This window comes from Actinokineospora sp. UTMC 2448 (assembly GCF_024760565.1).
GTDB lineage: Bacteria > Actinomycetota > Actinomycetes > Mycobacteriales > Pseudonocardiaceae > Actinokineospora > Actinokineospora fastidiosa.
In genome coordinates, this window is record NZ_CP031087.1 from 3105585 (window position 1) to 3124155 (window position 18571).

18 protein-coding genes are annotated in these 18571 nt (G+C 72.8%); 13 read left to right on the top strand and 5 right to left on the bottom strand.

Features of this window, described 5'->3' with window-relative positions; genetic code table 11:
• Positions 1-66 precede the first annotated feature (66 nt).
• A complete protein-coding gene (locus Actkin_RS14445) occupies positions 67-1848 on the top strand; it encodes a vWA domain-containing protein (RefSeq protein ID WP_258907592.1) in 1782 nt (593 codons plus the stop codon).
• Positions 1848-2402 (top strand): hypothetical protein, encoded by a 555-nt coding sequence (locus Actkin_RS14450; protein WP_258907594.1) that lies wholly within the window; start codon positions 1848-1850, stop codon positions 2400-2402. Before Actkin_RS14445 ends, Actkin_RS14450 begins: the two co-directional genes overlap by 1 nt.
• 67 nt (positions 2403-2469) lie before the next feature.
• On the opposite strand, the gene Actkin_RS14455 is transcribed toward Actkin_RS14450, so the two are convergent.
• The 3 genes from Actkin_RS14455 to Actkin_RS14465 are packed head-to-tail and all read right to left on the bottom strand — an operon-like array spanning position 2470 to position 6637.
• Entirely contained in the window at positions 2470-4062 is a 1593-nt protein-coding gene (locus tag Actkin_RS14455; RefSeq protein WP_258907595.1) for an amidase family protein, read from the bottom strand.
• Positions 4063-4086: 24 nt separating this feature from the next.
• A complete protein-coding gene (locus tag Actkin_RS14460) occupies positions 4087-6015 on the bottom strand; it encodes an FAD-dependent oxidoreductase (protein ID WP_258907596.1) in 1929 nt (642 codons plus the stop codon).
• Positions 6016-6067: 52 nt separating this feature from the next.
• Positions 6068-6637, bottom strand: a complete 570-nt coding sequence (locus tag Actkin_RS14465) for a TetR/AcrR family transcriptional regulator (protein WP_258907598.1) — start codon at positions 6635-6637, stop codon at positions 6068-6070.
• A gap of 86 nt (positions 6638-6723) precedes the next feature.
• On the opposite strand from Actkin_RS14465, the gene Actkin_RS14470 reads away from it, so the two are divergent.
• A complete protein-coding gene (locus tag Actkin_RS14470; RefSeq protein ID WP_258907599.1) occupies positions 6724-7167 on the top strand; it encodes a nuclear transport factor 2 family protein in 444 nt (147 codons plus the stop codon).
• 7 nt (positions 7168-7174) lie between these two features.
• Here Actkin_RS14470 and Actkin_RS14475 read toward each other — a convergent pair whose 3' ends face one another.
• On the bottom strand, positions 7175-7753 hold the full coding sequence (locus Actkin_RS14475; protein ID WP_258907600.1) for a CGNR zinc finger domain-containing protein: 579 nt from the start codon (positions 7751-7753) through the stop codon (positions 7175-7177).
• 149 nt (positions 7754-7902) lie between these two features.
• On the opposite strand from Actkin_RS14475, the gene Actkin_RS14480 reads away from it, so the two are divergent.
• The 8 genes from Actkin_RS14480 (at position 7903) to Actkin_RS14515 (ending at position 15787) form a co-directional block, all read left to right on the top strand.
• On the top strand, positions 7903-8355 hold the full coding sequence (locus tag Actkin_RS14480) for a VOC family protein (protein ID WP_258907601.1): 453 nt from the start codon (positions 7903-7905) through the stop codon (positions 8353-8355).
• Between the two features lie 29 nt (positions 8356-8384).
• Positions 8385-9269 carry a pyridoxamine 5'-phosphate oxidase family protein gene (locus tag Actkin_RS14485; protein WP_258907602.1) on the top strand — a complete coding sequence of 295 codons (885 nt, stop codon included), beginning with the start codon at positions 8385-8387 and terminating at the stop codon, positions 9267-9269.
• Positions 9270-9344: 75 nt separating this feature from the next.
• Complete coding sequence (locus Actkin_RS14490) at positions 9345-12377, top strand: CHAT domain-containing protein (protein WP_258907603.1); 3033 nt, start codon at positions 9345-9347, stop codon at positions 12375-12377.
• Between the two features lie 10 nt (positions 12378-12387).
• The gene (locus Actkin_RS14495; RefSeq protein WP_258907604.1) at positions 12388-12747 is read left to right on the top strand and encodes a hypothetical protein; all 360 of its coding nucleotides are present in this window, start codon (positions 12388-12390) and stop codon (positions 12745-12747) included.
• 3 nt (positions 12748-12750) lie between these two features.
• Positions 12751-12948 carry a hypothetical protein gene (locus Actkin_RS14500; protein ID WP_258907605.1) on the top strand — a complete coding sequence of 66 codons (198 nt, stop codon included), beginning with the start codon at positions 12751-12753 and terminating at the stop codon, positions 12946-12948.
• Positions 12927-13484 carry a hypothetical protein gene (locus Actkin_RS14505; protein WP_258907606.1) on the top strand — a complete coding sequence of 186 codons (558 nt, stop codon included), beginning with the start codon at positions 12927-12929 and terminating at the stop codon, positions 13482-13484. The genes Actkin_RS14500 and Actkin_RS14505 overlap by 22 nt, the downstream gene beginning before the upstream one ends.
• 201 nt (positions 13485-13685) lie before the next feature.
• Complete coding sequence (locus Actkin_RS14510) at positions 13686-14609, top strand: hypothetical protein (RefSeq protein WP_258907607.1); 924 nt, start codon at positions 13686-13688, stop codon at positions 14607-14609.
• A gap of 71 nt (positions 14610-14680) precedes the next feature.
• Positions 14681-15787 carry a hypothetical protein gene (locus Actkin_RS14515; protein ID WP_258907608.1) on the top strand — a complete coding sequence of 369 codons (1107 nt, stop codon included), beginning with the start codon at positions 14681-14683 and terminating at the stop codon, positions 15785-15787.
• A 9-nt stretch (positions 15788-15796) separates the two neighbouring features.
• Here Actkin_RS14515 and Actkin_RS14520 read toward each other — a convergent pair whose 3' ends face one another.
• Entirely contained in the window at positions 15797-17038 is a 1242-nt protein-coding gene (locus Actkin_RS14520) for a PucR family transcriptional regulator (protein WP_258907609.1), read from the bottom strand.
• Between the two features lie 223 nt (positions 17039-17261).
• On the opposite strand from Actkin_RS14520, the gene Actkin_RS14525 reads away from it, so the two are divergent.
• Together Actkin_RS14525 and Actkin_RS14530 are read left to right on the top strand one after the other, a co-directional pair.
• A complete protein-coding gene (locus Actkin_RS14525; RefSeq protein WP_258907610.1) occupies positions 17262-18101 on the top strand; it encodes an SGNH/GDSL hydrolase family protein in 840 nt (279 codons plus the stop codon).
• 132 nt (positions 18102-18233) lie between these two features.
• Positions 18234-18503, top strand: coding sequence for a hypothetical protein (locus Actkin_RS14530; protein ID WP_258907611.1), 270 nt, complete (start codon positions 18234-18236; stop codon positions 18501-18503).
• The last annotated feature ends 68 nt before the right edge of the window (positions 18504-18571 follow it).

Here is an 18571-nt window from a genome sequence, read left to right on the forward strand (position 1 = left end):
TTCGGGTCCCCGCGTGGGCGGGATCTGCCAGACTGGCGGCTCCTAAGATCATCAGCGGAGGGCTTCGTGGCGCAGTCGGACCAGCGCGGCCGGTGGCCGCTGATCATCGCGGTGGTGGTGGGGCTCGCAGCCAGCGGCGGCCTGTACGCCTACCTGGACGCCGCGGACCGGCCGCCCGCCGACTGCGTTCCACTGGAGATCAGCTCGTCCAGCGAGAAGGACAAGCTGCTCGCGCAGATGGCCGCCGACTACAACGCCGCCGACCGGGAGTTCGGCGGCAAGTGCGCCAAGGTCACCGTGCACGGCCTCACCTCGGGCGCGGCCATGGAGGCGCTGATCGGGGGCTGGGCGAGCGCCAAGACAGGCACGCCCGAGCCGCAGGTGTGGATGCCGAGCACGTCGCTGTGGCTGTCGCGGATGGGCGCGCGCAACAGCACCGGGCTCGTCGTGCGGCTGGACAACCCGTCGGTCGCGGCGAGCCCGCTGGTGATCGCCATGCCGGAGGAGATGGCCGAGCAGGTGCGCACCCGCACCCCGGACCCCGGCTGGGCGGACATCCTGCGCCTGGCCACCGCCCCGGACGGCTGGGCCGCCGCTGGCAGGCCGGAATGGGGCGACTTCACCCTCGCCCGGGACAACCCGCTGCTCTCCTCGTCCGGCCTCGGCGCGTCGGTGGCGACCTTCCACGCGGGCGCGGTGGCCGCCCGGACACCGCTGACCGACGACGCCGTGCACAACGCCGAGGTGCTGAAGTTCGTCCGCGGCGTGGAGTCGTCGGTGACCCGCTACGGCAACGACGCCGCCCGCTTTGTCGAGGAACTGGCCGACGACGACCGGCGCGGCACGCCGCCGATCAGCGCGATCGTCATGCAGGAGGAGCTGGCCTACCTCTACAACCGCGGTGCGACTAGCGGCGAGCCCGGCGCGCTCGACCGGGGCACGCCGCCCAACCGGCCGTTCTCGGTCATCCACCCGCGCGAGGGCACGCTGGTCTTCGACCACCCGTTCGTCGTGCTGGCCTCCGCCAGCCCCGAGCAGCGCGAGGCCGCTGAGGACTTCCGGCGGTTCCTGGCCGAGGACGAGCAGCGGGCCCGGTTCCGCCAGTCGGGCTTCCGCGACGCCGACGCCCCGGACCGCGCGACCGCCGAACTCCAGGACACCCTCGGCCTGTCCGCCGACGCGGGCCTCGCGGTGATCGCGCCGCCGCCGCCGAAGGTGGTCGAGGCGATGGTCGACGCGTGGGCCGCCACCCGCAGGCACGCCCGCGTCCTGCTCGTGCTCGACGTGTCCGGCTCGATGGCCGAGGTCGCCGACCCGAACAGCGTCGACGCCGACCTGGCAGGCCGGTCGAAGATCTCCCTGCTGCCGACCGCGGTCACCCGCGCGCTGGAACTGCTCAGCCCGCACGACGAGGTGGGCCTGTGGACGTTCTCGACCGGCAGGCAGCAGAAGGTCCCCATCGGCGCACTCAAGTCCAACCGCGACGCGCTGCTCACCACGGTCGAGGACCTGCCGACCAAGGGCGAGACGGACCTGTACGACACCGTCGTCGCCGCCCACGACGCCATGGTCGGCTCGCTCGACGGCGACCGCATCAACGCCGTCGTCGTCCTCTCCGACGGCGCCAACACCCCGGCGGACGAGCGCGGCAGGAAGGCCATGCTGGACAAGATCGACGTCGACAACAGCGAGGTCGCCCTGCCCGTCTTCACCATCTCCTTCGGCGCGGACGCCGACCGCGAGACCATGGCCGCGATCGCCAAGACCACCAACGCCCTCCACTACTCCGCCGTCGACGACCCCGGCACCATCGACGAGGTGTTCGCCAGCGTCTTCAGCCACTTCTGATGCGCAGACCCGAACCCGCGGCCTGGGCCGCCGCCCTGATGATCGCCGCCCTGGCCGCGTCGGCCACCGCGGCCCGCGCGCCGTCGCCGTGGTGGGCGCTGCCCGTGTTCGCCGTCATGGCGGCGTTGGTCCTCGGCGTCCACGCCCTGCTGTCGCGCGGACCCGCCCCGCCCGAGAGCACCCGCACACCCCCGCTCCCGGCCGAACCGCTGGACCGGGCCCGCGCGCTGGTCCGCCGGGCGTCGGCCCTCGCCGGCGAGATCCGCGCCCAGACCCTCACGGTCCCCGAGGCCGACGCCGTGGCCACCAACGCCGCCATCACCGCCGACGCCGCGCACCGCCTGGCCTGCCTGGCCGCCCGCTCCCCGGACTCCGCCCCCGCCGCCCTCACGACGCTCACCAGCGCCCTGGAGGACATGCGGACGACCGCCGAGAACCTCACGACCCCGACCGGGATCCCGGTCCGGCACCTGGTGGAGACCCTCACCGCGATCCGGGCGTCGATTGAGGACAAGGAGACCGAGATCCGGACCAGCTTGCGCGGCCACCCCTGAGCCCCGTGACGGGGTTCGCGGACCGCGCCGGGTCCGGTGCTCGATCGGCGCGGCGGTCACGCCGGGGTCAGGGGAGAGGTGGAGTGCTGGTGGGCGGCCTGCGATGTCGGGTGGCCTGTTCGTAGTCGTAGCCGAGGCCGAGCAGGGTCGGTTCGGTGAAGGGGCGGCCCAGCAGTTCCACGCCCACCGGCAGGCCGTCGGGTGTGAAGCCCGCCGGGACCGTGAGTGCCGGGAAGCCGGTGTTCGCGGCGAGGTTGCAAGGGCGGTTGCCCGCCTGCGGGACGCCGATCGGCGCGGCCTGCTGCTGGACCGTCGGGTAGACGATCGCGTCGAGGTCGTTGTCCGCCAGCAGCGCCTGGAGCAGGTGCTGAGCGCGGGCGCGCTGGGCCAACCGCTCGTAGTACGGGCCCGACGGCCTGTCCCGCCTGCTCTTGATCCGCTCCAGCACAACGGGATCGACCTGGCCGGAGGCGATGATGTCGTCCAGGGTCACGATGTCGGCGGGCGGCTCCAGCCGGGCCAGCGGGCGCGGGAACCGGGAGCCCGGCGCCGCCAGGTAGCGGTTGAGATCGCGCTCGAACTCGTCGCCGTACACGCTGGACGCGTCGACGGCCGTCATCAGCGCGGGCTGGGCGGGCAGCTCGACCACGACCGCCCCCTGCGCCGCCATGTCCGCCGCTGCCGCCCGGATCAGCGCCGTCGTCGCCTTCGCGGCCGCCGAGCTGTCCAGATAGTCGGTCAGCACACCGATGCGGGCGCCCCTGAGCGCGGTGTCGTCCAGCGCCGCGGTGTAGGTGCGCGGGACGCGTCCGATGGACGCCGCGGTCGACGGGTCGTCCGGGTCGTACCCGGCGGTGGCGTCCAGCACCAGCGCGACATCGCCGACCGACTTGGCGAGCGGCCCGCCGACGTCCTGGGTGGCGGAGATGGGCGCGATGCCGTCGCGGCTGGACAGCCCGGAGGTCGGGCGCAACCCGACCAAGCTGTTGTGCGCGGCCGGATTCCGGATGGAGCCGCAGGTGTCCGAGCCGAGGCCGACCGCGCCGAACCCGGCCGCCACCCCCGCGGCCGTGCCGCCGCTGGACCCGCCGGGGTTGCGGGACTGGTCGTACGGGTTGCGGGTCTGGCCGCCGAGCGAGCTGACGGTCTCGATCCCGGAGGCGAACTCGTGCAGGTTCGTCTTCGCGACGATGACCGCGCCCGCCGCGCGCAGCCGCGCGACCTGCTCGGCGTCGTCCGGGGTGCGCCAGCGCGCCAGCGCCAGCGAGCCGTTGGTGGTGGGCAGGTCCCCGGTGTCGTAGTTGTCCTTGATGAGGACGGGAATCCCGTGCAGCGGGCCGCGGACGTGTCCCCGACGGCGCTCCGCGTCCAGCCGGGCGGCGTCGGCGATCGCCGTCGGGTCCGCGCGGATGACCGCGTTGACGCCGGGCTGGTCGCCGTATGCCTCCTCGTACGCGTCGATCCGCGCCAGGTACGCCCTGACCAACTGGACCGAGCTGACCCTGCCGCTCGCCAGCAGAGCGCTCAGCTCGCCCGCGTCCTTGTCGACCACCCACCGCGCGATAGCCGCATCGGGTTCCGCGTGGACCGGCGCCGCCGTGGCCGCCAAGGCGCAGGCCACGAGGGCGGCCGCTCGGGTTCGCCGCTTCCGTCCGGCCACACCGGCCTCCTCGTCGGACCGCGGTCAGGTCCAGACCCGGGTTGTTCCCGTCTCCCGTCGCGCGGTGGGCAGCGTGGCGGAGTTGAGCGCCGTCTCCAGTTGCTCCCAGCGCGTGACGAGGTCCGACATCATGACCATCATGACGTCGGGGAAGGCGTAGAGGAAGCTCTGGTAGCGGTAGTGGTCCAGGTACCACACCACGGTGTCGTCGCCAAGGGCGGTGACGGAGGTGGTGCGGGCGTCGAAGAACAGGTCGTACAGGCCCAGAAGCGCCCCTCGGCCCAGCACCGCGCGCTCGTAGATGCCGCCGAAGTCGACCTCGACCTGGCCGCTCGCGACGAGGAACACACCGTGGGCGACGCCGTCCTCCCGGCAGATCGGGTCGCCCGCCGCGTACGGGATCTCGTCGAACATCGAGGCGAGCGTCTCCAGCTCCGACGGGGCCAGCGCGGCGAGGACCCGCACGCCGTGCGGGTCGAAGCTCTCCCGCAGGCAGGCCACCCGCTCGGTCAGCTCGCGCTCGGTGATGTGCGTCATCCGCATCCGCACGAAGCGCAGCATCCGGTCGGTGTTGCGCGACTGTCGGCGGGACTTCCCGGCGCTGGGCGGGGTGTAGACGGCGGAGTTCCCGCTGATCCGCGCGGCCTCGCGCCTGCCCGACTCGTACGCGCTGTGCACGCACGCCCAGTGGTAGGGATTGGTGCCCTCGCCCGCGAAGAACAGCCGGTCGCCGACCGGTTCGGCGAGCGTGGCGATGTCCCGGGGCGAGGCGTCGACGCCGATGCAGGTGTAGGAGCCCCGCGCGAAGGGGTCGGCGGACCACGCGGTGCGCGAGATGCGCTCGGGCTCGGGCGCGTGGTCGCCGAAGATGTCGCGGACAATAGTCGTGGTGTAGTCCGCGACCTCCGCGTCGGACCAGGACTCCAGCTCCCGGCCGAGCGACGCGCCCAGCAGGATCACCAGGATCGGCTTGCCGTGGGACTTCCACATGCTGATGACGACCGTGGGGTAGCGGTCGGTGTCGCGGCACAGGTAGCCGAAGACGTACTGCTCGGTCGGCCAGAAGGGTTCCCGGTAGTGCAGGGCGATCTTGTTGAGCGTGCCGAAGCCCAGCCGGGCGATCGCCGACCGCTTCGCCTCGGGCAGCTCGGGCTCGAAGCGGACCACGCCCGCCTTGAGCACGCCGAGCGGCACGGTCACCAGCACCTTGTCCGCCTCGAACACCCCGTGGTCCGTGGTGACCCGCACCGGCGTTGCCCGGGTGTCGATCCCGGTGACCACGTGCCCCGGCCGGACGTCCAGTCCCTCGGCGAGGGCGTCGACGACGCACTGGTAGCCCTGGTGCAGGATGCTGTCGCCGTGGCCGTAGACGAGGTAGCCGTCCTCCCAGTACTTCAGGGACAGCTTGTCGATGTCCTCGGCGACGTCCTCGCGCAGGATGATGTTGAGGTGGTAGCGCACCGCCTGCTCGTCGTCGGGAGACAGCCCGCGCTGGGCGATGATCTGGGTGACGGCCGCGCACAGCGGCATATCCGGCTGCTGCTCCTTGCGCGCCCGCTCGGCCCGCTGCTCCAGCTCGTGCAGCACGTCGTCGACCAGCTCCAGGGTGCGGCTCTTGCGGCGGTGGTTCGCCCTGCGGTGGTCCGCGCCGAACAGGTCCAGGTTGTCGAAGCCGCCGGTATAGGCGCTGTCGCCGCCCACATAGCTGTAGGGGATGCCCAGCTGGTCGACCAGTTCGGTGATCGGGTTGCCGTCCGTCCCGTGGATCCAGTGCGCGCCGAGGTCGACCCCGTGCTCGTCGGTCCAGATCCGGCCGCCGACCCGGTCCCGCGCCTCCAGCACGGTGACGGGATGGCCGAGGTCGCGCAGCGCCCGCGCGGCGGCCAGGCCGGACATCCCGGCTCCCACGATCAGGACGGGGCACGCACCGCCGGTGTCGCCTTCGCTGGCCATTGCGTGATTGTCGGCCTGGTCGGGCTACCCCGGACAGCCCCGGATCGGGTGGTTACGGCGCAGTGGACTGCGCCATTCGGGCCACGAGGAGGGCGGACGCGGCCGCCCGGGCGCTGTCGGCGGCGTTCGGGTTCCGCATGATGGAGGCGGAGACGATCGCGCCGTCGATGAGCAGCAGGAGTTCCTCGGCCAGCCGCGCGTCCACGGGAAGGCAGGCGACCAGCCCGTCGAGGTAGTGCCGCAGCGCGTCCTTGTGCTCGCGTGCGATGTCGGCGACGACGGAGGGCGCGCCGAACTCGCCGAAGGAGTTGACGAACGCGCAGCCGCGGAAGCCGGGCTCGGCGAACCAGCGGCCCAGCCAGTCGAACACCGCCAGCACCCGCTCGGCCGGATCGGTCCTCTCGTCGACGAAGTCGGCCATCCTGCGCCGCCACCGCTGATCGCGTCGACGGAGGTATTCGGCGACCAGGCGCTCCTTCGACGGGTAGCACCGGTACAGGCGCTTGAACGGCACGCCGGACGCCGCGCGGATCGCGTCCATGCCGACGGCCTGCACGCCGCGCTCGTAGAACAGCGCGTCGGCGGCGTCCAGGACCCGCAGCGCGGCCTCGTCGTGATCCACAGCACCTCCGATGGGCAACGAGAACGATCGTTCTCTACGGTAGCCCAGAGAACGATCGTTCTCCACCCGACAGAGGGAGATCCCGGATGCGACCGCCTTTCGACGAGCAGACCGCGCTGGCCAAGGTGCAGGCGGCCGAGGACGCCTGGAACACCCGCGACCCGGAGCGCGTGGCGCTCGCCTACACCGAGGACTGCGTGTGGCGGAACCGCGACCGGCACGTCACCGGCCGCGCCGAGATCGTGGAGTTCCTGCGGCGGAAGTGGGACCGCGAGCTGGACTACGCGCTGCGCAAGGAGCTCTGGGGCTTCCGCGGCAACCGCATCGCCGTCCGCTTCCAGTACGAGTGCCGCGACCGCGACGGGCGGCACTGGCGCAGCTACGGCAACGAGCTGTGGGAGTTCGCCGAGGACGGGCGGATGCGCCGCCGCGAGGCGAGCATCAACGACGTCCTCATCGCCGAGTCCGAGCGCCGCATCCTGGGCCCGCGCCCGGCGTCCGAACGCGGGGTCCTGCTGCCGATCCTCTAATCGTGTCCTAAGTAGACTTACCGGCGCGGTGCCGCTCGTAGTGGCGGGCGGCCCGCGCCCGGTTGCCGCAGCCGGATGAGCACCACTCCCGACGCGAGTGGTCCTTCCGGAAGTACAGCACGCATCCCGGCCCGTAGCAGGCGCGCAGGGCGGTGGCGGCCTCCCCGGTGAACAGGTGCGCCGCCGCCAGGCCGATCGCCGCCAGGGCGTGCTCCGCGCCGCGCGCGGTCGTCTCCCAGTCCAGCACGAGGCCGGTGTCCCGGCGCACGAGCACGGGCGTCCGGGCGACCGCGACGGAGTTCAGCTCGGCGATCGCCGCGTCGAGATCGGCCATCGCCGACGCCGCGCGCTCGCGGCTGTCGGCGGTCACGTGGGCGGCGATGCGGCGCAGCGCGTCGCGCAGGCGCACGAACGCGGCGAGGTCGGCCTTCGGTGCGGGCTCGAACCCCGCGCCGGGGAGCCAGCGGCGCAGACCCGCGGCCGTGGCCAGGTCGTCGTGGCGGCCGTCGCGGTCGGCCCAGACCGTGTTCATCAGCCGGATCGGCAGCGGCTCGTCCGGGAGCAGATCGGCGATCTCGTCCGCCATCACGCACCTTCCCTCGGTCTTCTAATGGTAGAGCGCTGGGCAAGCGTGAGGAGTTCTAACGGATAGATCGTTGACAAGCGTTAGAGGACGTGCGAGGGTTGATCTAACGGAAGCAACGCCTGCAAGCGTTAGAACACTGGAGGGACCCGATGGGCGCCACCGCTCTCAAGGCCGGACACGTCGGCATCAACGTCACCGACCTCGACCGCTCGACCGACTTCTACCGCCGCGTCCTCGACCTGGACGTGCTGGGCTCCAGCGCCGACGGCGACCGCCGGTTCGCCTTCCTCGGCAGGGACGGCGCGCTGCTGGTGACCCTGTGGCAGCAGAGCGCGGGCGTGTTCGCCACCGACCGGCCCGGCCTGCACCACATGTCGTTCGAGGTGCCGGACATCGCCGACGTGCGCAGGGCGGAGGCGACCCTGCGCGAACTGGGCGTGGAGATCCGGCACGACGGCGTCGTGCCGCACGGCGAGGGCGCGTCCTCCGGCGGCGTGTTCTTCCACGACCCCGACGGCGTCCGGCTGGAGATCTACGCCCCCAGCGGCGCCGACGCCGCGCCCGCCCCGACGCCGGGCGCGCCGACCTGCGGCTTCTTCTAAGCGAACGGACCCGAGGACGAGGAGCGGCGGTGCACCACCCCGGAGAGATCGAACTGCAGCGGCGGGTCGGCATGACCCGCGCGTGGGGCAGCGGGCGCGTCGGCGCGGACATCCCGCCGGTGGCCGCCGACTTCCTCGCCGCGCAGCGGCTCGTCGTCATCGGCGCGGCCGATGACGACGGGGCCGTGTGGGCGGGTCCTCTGGCCGGTCCGCCCGGCTTCGCCCGCGCGAGCGGCAGCCGGACCGTCGTGGTCGACCGCGAGCCCGTCGACCACGACCCGCTCGGCGCCCTGTTCGCCACCGAGCGCGATATCGGGATGCTGGCCATCGAACCGGCGTCCCGGCGGCGGATGCGGATCAACGGACGCGCCCGCCAGAGCGGGGGCGCGCTCGTCCTGCACACCGAGCAGGTCTACGCGAACTGTCCCAAGTACATCCAGACCCGCACCGTGGTCGACGGGGACGAGCCGACCGCGACGACCGTGCGCACGTCCACCTCGCTGGACGCGGACCAGCGGGCGTGGGTCACGGCGGCTGACACGTTCTTCATCGCCACCCGCGCGCCCGGCCTGGGCGCTGATTGCTCCCACCGCGGCGGCGGCCCCGGTTTCGTCACCGTCGCAGGCGATCGGCTGACCTGGCCGGACTACGTGGGCAACTCGATGTTCATGACCCTGGGCAACCTCGAACTCGACCCGAGGGCCGGACTGCTGTTCCTCGACTGGGAGCGCGGCGCGACCCTGCAGCTCACCGGCCGCGCCCGCGCCGACTGGGACGGCGAGCGGGCCGCGGCCGTGCCCGGCGCCCAGCGGATGGTCGACTTCGACGTCGAGCGCGTCGTGCAGATCGCCGGGCTCGCCCTGCCGCGGTGGGTCTTCGGCGCCTACTCCAAGTTCAACCCGGGAAACCCGTGACGCCCGTCCGGTCATCCCGAGCGCGTCCCGTGGTTGTCGGCGATCTTCCGGCCGGTCGGGCGATACGGAGCGGGGGTGCCCGACGATGTGATGATCATGAGCGAGCAGGTCGAGGCAGGGCGCGGTGGGGCGTTGTCCGCGCAAGCGGTGCGGATGGTGCGGGACGGCATGGCCGATCCGGACCGGGCGCGGCCGTTCCTGGCGGACACACCGGAGTGGCTGCGCTCGACGCGTGCTCTGGCCAACATGACCCGGACACTGCTGCTCGCCCACGATCGCCTGACGCCGGAGAACGTCGACCTGGAGGCCGTGTACCTGTCGGCGTGCTTCCACCAGGCCAGGGCGGCGGTGGTCGATCCGGAGGTCGTGCGGCACGACGCCGCGGCCGCCGCCGCCCTGTTCTCGGTGGTCCACGCCGTGCGCCCGGACGCGGTCCCCGAGCCGCTGCGATCGGCCTACGCCGAGAGTCCGCCCGCACTCCTGTCGCCCGCGACGATCCTGTACCGCGCCGGGGCGGTGCTGATGGTGGAGGGCACGCGCGCCCGAGACGTCAAGTTGCTGGAGCAGGCGGTCGGCCTGATCGTGCTGGCGGACAGAGCCGGATTCGATCCCGACGTGCGGCCCTCGATGCTGTTCGCCATCGGTTCCCTGTTTCTGCAGCTGGGGTTGCTGACGGGGGACAAGGAGCGGTTCGAGAAGGCGGTGGGGTTCATCCGCTGGGCGGTGAGCGACTGGCCTGCCGACCGTCCGCTGCCGAGGCGGATGCTCCGGATGCTGGCCGCCGCGCGGGCGGGGCTGCCCGAGGAGGCATCGCCCCTCAAACAGCGCTTCAGCCGGTACCTGGACTCGGGGACGAAGGACCCGGCCGAGTTGGCCGCGCTCATCGCCGACACCCGCGCGGCGCTGGTGGACACCGGGCCCGGCGACCCCGACTGGCACCTGAACCGGAACATCCTGGCCTCGCTGCTGCGCATCCGGTTCGAGCTGGCCGGGGAGGCCGACGACATCGACCAGTCGATCGCGCTGCTGCGCGAGACCCTGGAGACCACCGACGACCGCGCGATCACGGGGATGCTCAACAGCGCGCTCGCCTCCGCCTGCCTCGACCGCCACATCGAGACCGACGACCCGGACGACCTGGCGGCGGCCATCGCCGCGGGGCGGGCCAGCGTGGCCGCGAGCCTGCCGCACGAGCCCGGGCACCCGAAGTCGCTGACCAACCTGGCCGCCGTGCTGCAGGCCAGTTACAACCGGACCGGGGACCTCGCCGAACTCGACGAGGCCATCGGCTACCTGGAGATCGCCGTCGACGCCGAGGTGGCAGGCACCGGCGACCACCAGGTCATGCGGATCAAGCTGGCCGTCGGGCTGCTACTGCGCGCGCTGGAGACGGACCGGGAGGCCGACCTCGACGACGCCGCCCGGCTGTTGGAGTCCGTCGCGGTCGAGGAGCCCGTGGACGGGGTCAACCAGCATCAGGCGCGGCTGGAGCTGAGCCGGGTCGCGTTGGTCCGCGCTGCCCTGTCCCGACGGCCCGAGGAGCTGTACTCGGCGCTGGTCGGATTCCGGGACACCGCGCAGGCGGCCTCGCACGACCTGCGGACCCGGCTGCATGCGGGCGGCCACTGGGCCGACGCGGCCGAGCGCTTCGGCGACGCCGAGGAGACGGCCCGCGCCTACGGCTACGTGCTCGACGAGCTGCTGCCCAAGTCGGCGGGCCTGGCCCTCGACCGGCGGTCGCGGGAGCTGCGGCTGCGCCACACCAGCGGCTATGCCTGCGACGCCGCGTGGGCCGAGTTGCGGTGCGGCCGGGTGCAGAACGCGATCGTCCGCCTCGAACAGGGTCGGGGCGTGCTGCTGACCCAGGCGCTGCGGCTGCGCGGCGCGCGGGAGGCGCTGGCCGAGGCCGCGCCGGGACTGGCCGAGCGGTACGACCGGGTCGGCGCGGCGCTCATCGCCGACACCGCGCTTCCCGAGGAGCGCAGCAGGCTGGCGGCGGAGTTCGACGAGGTGGTCGAGCTGATCCGGGCTGTGCCCGGGTTCGCGCGCTTCGGGATGCCCGCCGACTGGGCCCGCCTGCGCACCGCGGCGGACGGCGGGCCGGTGGTGGTGGTCAACGTCGCCAGCCGGGGCGGTGACGCGCTGATCCTGCGTCCCGGCGGCGACGTCACGGTGGTCGCGCTGCCGGAGGTCACCCACGACGAGGTGGCGAGGAGGGCTGATGCGTTCCTGCACGCCGTCGACGGGATGTCGGCCTCGGCGTCGGACCTCGCCGCCCGGATGGCTCACGACGGCGTCATCACCGGCACTCTCGGCTGGTTGTGGAAGAACGTGGCGGGGCCGGTCCTGGGCGCGTTCGACGTCCTCCCGGAGCGGCTCTGGTGGTGCCCGACCGGTCCGCTGGCGCTGCTGCCCCTCCACGCCGCGCACCGGGAGAGCGACGGCGTCTACGTGCACGACCTGGTCGTCTCCTCCTACACCCCCACGCTGACCGCGCTGATCGAGGCCCGGACGCGGCCGCCTGCGCCCGACACCGGCCTGTTGGGCGTCGCGTTCGCCGGGGAGCCGCCGCTGCTCGGCGTCGCGGAGGAGGTGGCCGCGATCGGGCACGACACCGACCCGGCGACGGTGCTCGTCGGCGCGGACGCGACCCCGGGCGCGGTGCTCGCGGCCATGGGCGCGCACACCCGCGTCCACCTGGCCTGCCACGGGGTGCGCGACCCGAGCGACCCGTCGAACGGCGCGCTGTGCCTGCACGGCGGGGACCTCACGGTCCGCGAGCTGGCGAGGTGGCGGTCGCCCGGGGCCGAGCTGGCGTTCCTGTCGGCCTGCCACACCGCCGCGGCCGGGCCGGAGCTGGTCGACGAGGTGATCACCCTGGCGTCGGCGCTGCGGCTGTGCGGGTACCGCCACGTCGTCGGTGCTATGTGGACGGTGCAGGACGTGGTGGTCCCGCAACCCGCGGTCGAGTTCCACCGTCTGCTGCGGGAGGCGGGATCGCTGGCGCACACGGCCACCGCCTTGCACGCCGCGGTCGATCTTCTCCGGCGGACCCCTGAGTATTCGTCCCCGCTGTACTGGGCCTGCCTGGCCCACATCGGTCCCTGAGGAGGAGCCCGTGACCGACGACCGCCGATTCCTGCTGGCGTTCTGCCAGGCCCTGCCGGAACTGCTGCTGGTGACGCGCGCCCAGGGCGCGGAGGCGGCGCTGGAGGAGGCCGCGGAGCGCGTCCGCGCGGGCACCCCCGTGCTCCACGTCCTTCCCCGCCTCGGCATACCACCTCACGTGCTGACCGGGACCGGCCCAGGCAGACGCGCGGGCGACATGCTGGCCCCACTGCCCCGCCCCACCTCCGGCGAGACCTACCGCTGCCCCGACGGCGCATGCGGACTGGAGGTGCCGAGAGCCCCCGGCGGCCCCATCCCGAAGGAACGATGCTGGCTCCGCAACCGCCCCCTGACGGCAGGGGAGGCCTGACCCATGACGCACCTCCGCAACGCGCTGGGCAAGAACCTCACCGAGCACCGGCCGCCGCGATCGGCGGTGCCGGGCGCGCTGGTGGTCGTGGCGGCCGGTATGGGGCAGGGCTCGGCGCTGCATGCGGCAGTGGCAGGTGCGGGGATGGACACCGCTGCCGCGACGGTGGCGCGTTGGCTGTGGGCGAGGCCGGACCGGTGACGTCGTTTCCCGATGAGCTGGGCAAGAGGCTCGCCGAGCGCTGGCTGGTGGTGCCGGACGTGCTGATCGAGGCGGGCGTTGTGGTTGCGGGACGCTTCGGCGGTGGACTTGTCGTAGCGCGCGCGAGCGGCTGGCACCGCCGCGGCGATGGCGATCCACGGGCCGTGGGGGAGACCGGGCCGGTGACGCCGTTTTTCGATGAGCTGGGCAAGAAGCGCGATGAGCCCTGGCTGTCGCGGTGGGGCCGGGCGCGCTGTTTGATCGCGACGGTGGCCGCTGGCCGTGGGCAGGTTTCGTCGGTGACGCCGTTTTTCAATGGGTTGGGTAGGGAACTGGCTGCGCGATGGTTGTCGCGGTTGGTGGTGCGCGGGTCTGCTTTTGGTCGCGACTCTGGCCCGTTGGCTATGGGGGAGGCCGGACCGGTGACGTCGTCTTCGCATGGGTCGGGCAGGAAGTTCGCTGAGCGGTGGGTGGTGCCAGGGCTGCCGTTGGTCGGGACGGTGGTTGGTTGGCGGTGGGGGAGGGCTGGTCGGTGATGCTGTTTGTCAATGGGTTGGGTAAGAGGCTCGCTGAGCGGTGGTTGTGGTGGGTGGTGCCGGGGCTGCCGTTGGTTGCGATGGTGGTTGGCGGGAGGGCGGGCCGGTGATGCTGTTTCTCAATGGGTTGGGTAAGAGGCTCGCTGAGCGGTGGTTGTGGTCGGTGGTGTCAGGGCTGCCGTTGGTCGGGACGGTGGTTGGGTGGCGGTGGGGGAGGGCTGGTCGGTGACGCCGTTTCTCAATGAGTTGGGTAAGAAGCTTGCCGAGCGGTGGTTGTCGCGGTTGGTGGTGCCCGGCCTGCTGCTGGTCGCGGCCGTCGTGGTGGCGGTGCGGTGGGGGCACGGTTCGGCGTTGGACTTGGCCGGGGCGCGTGCGTGGGGTGAGGCCGTCGCTGTGACGGTGAGTCGGTGGTCGGGTTTGGTGCAGGCGGGGGCGCTGATCGCTGTCCTGGTCGCGTCGGCCGGGGTGGGGGTGGGGGTGGGTGCGGTGGCTGAACTGGTCGCTCGGCCGTTGTGGTTCGGGTCGTGGCCTGGGTGGCTGGGCAGGCGCGGGGTCGCGCGGCGTGTGGGGCGGTGGTGGCGGTGGCAGGACGAGGTGGTGCGGCTGCGTCAGGAGGTCCCGCTCGATCAGCGGTCGCCGGAGGTCGACCGGGAGTTGGCGCGGCTGTCCGCCCGGCGGGACCGTGTCTCGTTGGCCGAACCCGTGCGACCCACCTTCACCGGTGATCGGTTGGCCGCGACCGCCACGCGGGTGGGCAACCAGTACGGCGTGGACCTGGTGTCGGTGTGGATGCGGTTGTGGGTCGTCCTGCCGGAGGACGTCCGCGCCGAGTTGCGCACCGCTCGCACGCGGCTGGACTCCGCCGTCGCGCTCTCCGTATGGGCGGCCGCGTACGCCGTCCTGGCCTGTTGGTGGTGGCCCGCCGCCCTTGTCGCCGTCGTCGCCTGGGCCACCGCGTGGCGCCGGATACGCCGCGCGGTGGTCGACCACACCGAGCTCGTGGAGGCGGTCGCGGACGTCCACCTCCCGAAACTCGCCGCCACCCTCGGACTCGCGCCCGCCGACACCCCCATGGACCACGACATCGGCGCCCGCCTCAACCGGTTGGTGCGCAAGGGTGCTTAGCTGCGCCCATTCGGCCTAACGGCCTCGCAAAACGGGTCTCGCGCTGATCAAGGCCGCCCTAGGATTCGATCATGCAATCGGAGGCAGATCGGCACCTCGTGCTCGCGGGAGAGCCGCCCGTCCGGGACCACGGCGTGTGGGCCACGGTGACGGCCGAGGTGGGCACGCTGCACGACGACCACCTGACCCGGGAGACCGTCGAGCGGCTCGGCGCCGAGGCGGTGCTGGCCGTGCCGTTCGTGCGGGTGATCGGCAAGCGCGGCGGCCGTCGGCTGGTGGTCGGCATGGTCCGGCTCACCGTCGCCTCCGACGACTCCGCCGCCGTCACCCTGCTGCTGCACAACTCCTGGTCGGAAACGGGCGGCTGGCACCAGGACGTCGTGTCCGCCGACCAGGTCGACGACGAGTTGCTGGCCTCGCTGGCCCGACCGGAGCACGTTCTCAGCGGCGATCCGCGCGCCCGGGCGGTGGCCGCGGCGAAGGCGCTGGCCGAGGCGTCCCGCAACGAGGTGCTGCGGCTGCGCGAGGTGCGCTACGAGCTGGAGCGGCAGGTCGCCGACCTCCTGGCGCAACGCAGGAGCTTCGCGTTGCGCCCGGTGCTCGCGCAGGTCATCGAGCTGTCCATCGCGCTGGGCCGGGCCAGGGACGTCGCCTGCGAGGCCCACCGCGACGGCCTGTGGATCTGGCTGTGGGACCCGGAGACCTACCACCACAACCGCAAGACCGACAACGGCGCCCCCGACCCCACGCCGTGGGGCGGCACCTACCGCGCCGCCCTCGCGCACTGCTCCGCGATGGACGCGCAGCTGGCCGAGGAGGTCGAGCGGCTGACCTCCCTGCTCAACAGCATGTCCACCTTCGCCGTCGCCCAGGACGGCGAGGCGCAGCAGCGGTTCAACATGATCGCCGCCGCCGCGGCCGCCGGGCTCGGCCTCCCGGCCCTGATCCTCTCGCTGTACGGCGCGGACGCGTTCCTCCCCCTCACCAACCTCGACCACGCCTGGCGCGCGCTGCTGCCCATCGCCGTGACCACCCTCTGCGCCGTCACCGTCGTGCTGCGCCGCATGCCCGGCCGGGCCCGTCCCCGCCACTACCTGTTCGCCGTCCTCCTGGTGCTGAGCCTGAGCGCCGTCCTCCTCGTCGCAGGCGCTCTCGCCCCCGGCCCCACCGCCCCCTGACCCAGGGGGTCACGGGTTCGCGGCCGCCGCGCGGTGGGCGAGGAGGGCGGCGGTCAGCAGACCGGCGTGGCCGACGTTGCTCGCGTCCAGACCGGTCAGCTCGTAGACCTTGCGGAGCCGGTAGTCGACGGTGTTGGGGTGCACGTGCAGCGCCCGCGCCGCCGGCCGCCTGCTTCCCTCGCGCAGGAAGACCTCCAGGGTCTGCATCAGCTCCCCGCCCGGTTCCAGCGGGCCCAGGAGCGCGGCGAGCCGGTCGACGGCCTCGCTGGACCGCGACAGCTGGAACTCCAGCAGCACGTCGTCGATCCGGTACACGCCCGCGGGCTTGGCGAAGCGCACCGCGACCTCCAGCACGTCCGCGGCGAGCGCCGCGGCGTCGGCGACGGCGTCCGGGGCCGCCGCGGCCACCCCCGCGGTGACCGGCGCCCCGGCGGCACGGCCGACCGCGCGGACGACGGCGGCGAGCCGGTCCCACTCGTGCGCGGTGATGTCCACGGCGGGCGTCGGGACGAGGATGGTCCCGCCCTCCGGCGTCAGCGACGACAGGACCGCGCCCCGCACCTGCCGCTCCAACTCCGAGCGCAGCCTGCGCAGCTTCCGCCGCCCGGCGACGAGCGGGTCGACGCCCGGGCGGGCCTCGTCGGGATGGGCGCCCACGGCGAGGGCGAGCACGAGGTAGGCCGCGGGCAGGGGGATGCCCGCCCGGCCTGCGGCCGCCGGGACGTCCGTGCCGGTGAGCAGGGCGGACAGCAGCGTGTGGCGGGCGGACCGCTCGTCGTCGTACATGGCCTGCCGCTGGTCCAGGTAGCCCGCGCCGACCGCGGGCGTGACCAGCTCCAGGTACCGCAGGACCAGCCCGTTGACCGCCATGGCGTCGCCGACCTCCTCGGGCCGGACCCGCAGGCTCAGCGCCTCCCACACCACCTGGACGCCGACGTGGTAGGCGGTGAGCACCACGTCGATCGGGAGGCCCTCCTCGGCCCGCCGCGCCGCCGACTCGCGCAGGTAGTCCAACTCCTGCCGGGTGGGGAGCGCCCCGGTGCGCATCATCGCGATGAACGACTTCAGGGCGTGCTCGGTCACCTTGGTGATGTCGCCGTAGATCTCCTCGCCGGGCAGCCGCGCGTAGGCGGGAACCCGCGCGGTGATCTCCTTCAGCACATCCGTCACCAGGTCGGGCAGCAGGGCGGCCAGGATCTCCGACACCGGCCGTCCCCCGAAGGTGAACAGCGCGCGGTTGTGATCCGTCACGATGATCGCCGCCCCATTCTGGACCTCGCCCAATCCTCGGCAGACAGTTGGTCAGCCATCATCACACGGCCGGACGGGCCTGCGGAAAGAGGTCCGGATAGTGCTCAATCACAATGCCGTTGAGATTTCTCTGAGAAGGGTCCTACTGCTTTCCGGTCGCCCCGCCGCCACGATGTGTCCACCACATTACTTCCCGGTAACCGGGTGAGCGGCGGAGGTGGCTATGCGGTTGGGCAGGCGACTGGTGGCGGGTTTGGCGGTGATGGGCGCCATGGCGGCGTCCGTGACGGGCGCCCACGCCGACGACCGGTTCGAGTACGTCGCCATGGGCGATTCCGCCGCGGCGGGGCCGTTCGTCCCGCACCAGGACATCAACCTGCTGTGCCTGCGCTCGGACCGCAACTACCCGGCGGTCGCGGCGAAGGCCCTGGGCGCGGTGCTCACCGACGTGTCGTGCTCCGGCGCGACGACGGAGCACCTCGCGACCCGCCAGTTCGGCGTGGTCCGGGCGCAGTACGAGGCGCTCAAGCCCAGCACGGACCTGGTCTCCCTCACGATCGGCGCCAACGACCTCGACCTGTTCACCACGGCCCTCAGCTGCATCAACGTCCTCCCCGAACCGCTCGGTGTGTCCTGCCACGACCGGATGACCGCGGATGGGCGCGACACCATGGCCGAGGCCGTCGCCGCCTGGGCGCCCACCTTCGGCGCGGTCATCGACGAGATCAGGAGCCGGGCCCCGCACGCCAGGATCGTGGTGACCGGGTACGGCACGTACATCCGCGAGGGCGGCTGCTACCCCAGGCAGCCGGTGTGGGCGCGGGACGCCGACTACCTGCAGGGCGTCATGAACCGCCTGAGCGCCGCCATCCGCGCCGAAGCCGAGAAGCACGGCGCGGTGTACGTGGACTTCGCCGCGATCACCGTCGGCCACGACATCTGCGCCCCCTGGGACGAGCGCTACCTGGAGGGCCTGGTCCCCGCCGACGCCGCGGCGCCCCTCCACCCCAACGCGAAGGGCATGGCCGCCTTCGGCGCCGCGGTCGCCGCCGCCGCCCGATAGCGGACGGCCAGTGTCTACTTAGGTCGTCCACAGTCGGAAGCACGATGCCGTTGGCTCGCCCGCAAAGCGCCAGCGGCATCGCGCTTCCGGGAAAGCCTGGCCCCGCCGTCGGGTTCCTCGTACGCTCGGCCCATGACACTCCGGGGGATCGGCGCCGTCGTGGCGGTCGTGGGGATGCTGGTGTCCGGCTGTTCGTCCACGGATCGGCGGGACGCGGTGATAGAGCGGATCAAGGCCGATCCGGGGATGGCCGACGCCCCGCGGGCCGCGGTGGACTGCATCGCCGACTGGTACGCCGAGCACGCCTCCGACGCCGAGTACGAGCGGTTCGTCGCGGGGGAGCCCGCCGAGGACACGGAGCCGCAGGCGGCCGTCGTCGAGTGCGTGAAGCAGGCCATGTGAATTCGGTGTTTGTGCGTACCCTGATTGGCCGATAGGCGGGGAGTCCCCGGCCGGATACCGTGATCGCG